2 protein-coding genes and 1 pseudogene are annotated in these 4,188 nt (G+C 69.4%); 2 read left to right on the top strand and 1 reads right to left on the bottom strand.

Annotation, left to right across the window (positions count from 1 at the left end; all coding sequences use genetic code 11):
- Positions 1 to 221: 221 nt before the first annotated feature.
- Together JHY01_RS08330 and JHY01_RS08325 are read left to right on the top strand one after the other, a co-directional pair.
- Entirely contained in the window at positions 222 to 1,193 is a 972-nt protein-coding gene (locus JHY01_RS08330) for a bile acid:sodium symporter family protein (protein ID WP_205325168.1), read from the top strand.
- Positions 1,194 to 1,347: 154 nt separating this feature from the next.
- Positions 1,348 to 3,192: a pectinesterase family protein gene (locus JHY01_RS08325; protein ID WP_205325167.1), complete on the top strand. Its 1,845-nt coding sequence runs from the start codon at positions 1,348 to 1,350 to the stop codon at positions 3,190 to 3,192.
- A gap of 148 nt (positions 3,193 to 3,340) precedes the next feature.
- Here the strand turns inward: JHY01_RS08325 and JHY01_RS08320 are convergent.
- Positions 3,341 to 4,188: pseudogene (locus JHY01_RS08320) on the bottom strand (hypothetical protein); the annotation flags it as partial.

Raw genomic sequence — 4,188 nt, 5'->3', positions numbered from 1 at the left:
CACGGGGCCGGGCGCCCGACCACCCCGCCCTGCTGGCGGGGGGGGGGGCGCCCCCCCCCCCCCCTTCTCCATGCCCTCATCATCCACACCCTGGGAATCAGATTCCCAACCCTCGGCGGACGAGTAGAGTGTCAGCCGTCCCGCCTCCACCCACCCACCCCTCGCGCCCCTGCTCAGAGCCAACGACGCCCCAAGCGGTCCAAGCAGAAAGCGAACCCCCGATGTCGAAACGGACCAAGCTGCAACGCATCAGCGCCCTCACCGGCACCTGGCTGCCCGCCATCGTGCTCGCGGCGGCAGCGGTCGCCTTCGCGACCCCCGCGACCTTCACCCCGCTCGGCCCGGCCGTTCCCTACCTCCTCATGGTCATCATGCTCGGCATGGGCATGACCCTGCGGCCCAAGGACTTCGCCATCATCGGCAGGCGCCCGTGGCCCGTGGCCCTCGGCGTGCTCGCTCAGTTCCTGGTCATGCCCCTCGCCGGATACGGCCTCGCGCTGGCCTTCGACATGGGGCCGATGCTCGCCGTCGGCATGATCCTCGTCGGCTCCTCACCCGGCGGCACGGCCTCCAACGTCATGGTCTACCTGTCCAAAGGCGACACCGCGCTATCGGTGGCGATGACCTCGGTCTCGACCCTCCTCGCCCCGCTCCTGACGCCGGTACTGGTCCTCTGGCTCGCAGGCGAGTTCCTGCCCGTCGACGCCGGCTCGCTGTTCGTCTCGATCGTCCAGATCGTGCTCGTCCCGGTCGTGGTCGGCCTCCTGCTGCGCCGCTTCGCGCCGCGCCTCATCGACAAGGTCCTCGACGCGCTGCCGCTCGTCTCGGTTCTCGGCATCACCCTCGTGGTCATGGCGGTCGTGGCCGGCAGCGCGGACACGCTGCTCGAGGTAGGCGGGCTCGTGGTCTTGGCCGTGGTGCTGCACAACGGCTTCGGCCTCGCGCTCGGCTATGCGCTGGCCAAGCTCGGCCGGATGCCGGCGACCGGCCGCCGGGCCGTCAGCATCGAGGTCGGCATGCAGAACTCCGGGCTCGCCGCCGCTCTGGCCACGGCCCACTTCAACCCGGTCGCCGCCCTGCCCGCAGCGGTGTTCTCGGTGTGGCACAACATCTCCGGTTCGCTGCTGGCGGCCTACTGGTCCCGCCGTCCGGTGAAGGACACCCAGGAGGAGCGCGAAGCGGCAGAGGCATAGCCATTGCCCCAGAACGGCTCCGCGGCCGCCGCCGCGGGGCCGTTCCCATATCGCAGCCCGGCAAGATCAATTTATCGAGGTACTTGAATATCGAAAGGCAATCGGTTACCGTACTCGAGGTAAGCGCTGTCACTCCTTCTTGAAAGCAGTCGCCATGGCCCCTCTCTCGCGCCGACTCCTGCTCGCCACCGGTGCCGCCACGGCCGCCGCCGTCGCGGTCCCCGCTGCAGCCCAAGCACGCCGAGGCCACTTCGGCCGCTACGGCTCCCCGGATGACCGCCTCAACGCCGACACCCGCTACGTCCACTCGGGCGGCCGAGGCGACCACACGACAGTGCAGGAGGCCGTGGACGCCGCCGCACCCGGCTCCACCGTCGTGATCGCCGCGGGCACCTACCGCGAACTCGTCCATGTGCGGATCACCGACCTCACCTTCATCGGCGCGACCGACGACCCGAACGACGTCGTGATCGTCTACGACCTGGCCGCAGGGACACTGAACCCCGACGGCACCACGGTCGGCACCTCCGGTTCCGCCACCGTCAAGCTCGACGGCGCCGGCTTCACGGCCCACGCCGTCACCTTCGCCAACGACTGGCTCCGCGCCGACCACCCCGGCACGAGCGGCACCCAGGCCGTGGCCTGCCGCGTCCGCGGCGACCGCTCGGCGTTCTACCACTGCCGCTTCCTCGGCCACCAGGACACGCTGTACGCCGACTCCTCGGCGGTCACCGTCGCCGCGCGCCAGTACTACCGCCGCTGCCACATCGAAGGCGACGTCGACTTCATCTTCGGGCGCGGCACGGCGGTCTTCGACCGCTGCGAGATCCACTGCGTCGAACGCGACGTCACCTTCACGCCGAAAGGCATGCCCTGGGCCCCTTCGACATCCAGGGAGTTCGAGTACGGCTATCTGGCGACCGGCTGCCGCGTCACCTCCGCCGCGGGCGACGCCGAGTACAAACTCTCCAGGCCCTGGGTCCCCGGCTCGAACACGTCCGCCTGGCCGTCCCTCACGATCCGCGACAGCTGGCTCGGCCCCGGGATCGACGCCGCCGCGCCGTACACGGTCATGAGCAGCGGCTACCCCTGGCAGGACCAGCGGTACGCCGAATACGCGAACATCGGGCCGGGCGCCGCGATCATCGACCCCGCCACCCGGCCGCGCCAACTCAGCGAAGACGAAGCGGCCGAACACACCATGGAGGCCTACTTGGGCGATTGGAATCCACAGAACGCACCGGACGCACCCGCCCCGAAACCCCGCGGCTGCACGATCTTCGTCGCCGGAGACTCGACCGCCTCCACCTACCCCGACCGGCGCTCCCCGAGAGCGGGCTGGGGCCAGGCACTCGAGGTCTTCACCACCCGTGCCGTGTCCGTGGAGAACCGGGCCTGGTCGGGAGCGAGCTCCAAGAGCCACACGGACAGGGGCGTGCTCGACGCGATCGCCGCAAGAATCGAACCGGGCGACTGGCTCCTGATCTCATTCGGCCACAACGACTCGAAAATCGAGGACCCGAACCGCGGCACTGACCCGTACACGACCTACCAGCAGTACCTGCGCGGCTACATCGAAGTCGCGCGCCTCCACCGCGCGAACCCGGTCCTGGTCACCTCGGTCGAACGCCGCCGATTCAAGGACGGCAAACCGGTCGAGTCCCTGGGGGAGTACCCGGAGGCCATGCGCGCCTTGGCGGAGGAGGAAGGCGTCCCCCTGATCGACCTCCACGCGGCAAGCCTCGGCCTATGGGGCGAGCTCGGCGAGGAGCGGACCAAGGACTACTTCCTCTGGATCGACCCCGGCCATCCGAACTACCCCGACGGCATCCAGGACAACACGCACTTCCAGGCGACCGGAGCCATCGAAGTGGCCCGCCTGGTAGTCAAAGCCGCAGCGCGGCAGCACCTGATGAAAGGCGCTTTCGAAGGTCTCCACCGGAACCCGGACCCGAGCGAGCTCACCTGGCCGGAGGCGATCAACGAGCCTCCTCTCTGATCCCGGTGGGAAGGAGCAGTTGCTCCGGAGCTGCTCGATCGCGCTGAACGAGAGACGACCTGCGGTTCGATGGGGCATCGACAATCAGGAAGAAAGAAACTCGGTTCGCCTCCGGCCTCCAGTTCGGGCCCGGTCCGGGTTCAGGCGGTCAGCGACGACAAGGTGGGGGCGGGGTCGGGTTCGTCTCGGGCCTCCCGGCTCGATCGGTTCGGGGTTCAGGCGGGCAGCGATGAAGAGGTGAGAGAGGGGTCGGGTCCTTTTGCAGCTTCCCGGCCGGATCGGGCTCTGGGTTCAGGCGGGCGGCGACAAAGAGGTGGAGGAGGGGCCGGGTCGTCTCCGGCTTCCCGGCTCGGTCGGGCTTGGGGTTCGGGCGAGCGGCGATGGTGGGGTGTGCTGGGGTGGGTTTCCTGGTGTGGGCATGCCGAGGGCCCGAACCCTCGCTTGGGGTTCGGGTGGCGCTGCGTGGTGTGTGCGGCGCTTCCCCCAGCAGTCGCCTGCTGGGGCAGGGTAAGAACGGCGGGTCGCCGTAGTCGTCGGTCGCCGACCCCGCCCCTACCGGTGCCGGTGGCGCGGGCGCCGCGACTGCTGCTTCGGCGCTTGAGGCGTCGCGTATGCCGAACCTCGCTCGGCATTTCGCTTTCGCCTCCCGCATGGCTTTGATCGCCCGGTCGCGGTCGATCATCTCGGCGATCCCGTCGAGTTCGGGCTTCAATGTTTCGGACCATTCGGTCCGGTAGAGCCCGGTGGGGAACACGTCCCAGTCCGAGCCTGCATGCTCGGCATCCATGTCGGCATCGGTGCGCCAGTCGGAGCAGCCGCACCCGGCCGAGGCATCGACGGGGGCGCTCTGACCGGTCCCGGCCGGTGCTTCGTGGCCGTCGTGGTGGGTGATGATCGCCTGACCGGGGCCGGTCTTCTCCACCGACCAGCCCGGGGTGTGGATGCGGCCGTGGTGGAACCGGCACAGCAGGATCAGGTTCTCCGCGACCGTGGGGC

The sequence above is a fragment of the Glycomyces sp. YM15 genome (assembly GCF_016918015.1).
Lineage (GTDB): Bacteria > Actinomycetota > Actinomycetes > Mycobacteriales > Micromonosporaceae > Glycomyces.
Note: the sequence above shows the minus strand (reverse complement) of the source record. Positions and strands in the feature narration are given on the sequence as shown.

What these genes read in the sequence shown, in the direction of transcription:
- JHY01_RS08330 (WP_205325168.1), top strand. Translation starts at nt 222, where the DNA reads ATGTCGAAACGGACCAAGCTGCAACGCATCAGCGCCCTCACCGGCACC.
- JHY01_RS08325 (WP_205325167.1), top strand. Translation starts at nt 1,348, where the DNA reads ATGGCCCCTCTCTCGCGCCGACTCCTGCTCGCCACCGGTGCCGCCACG.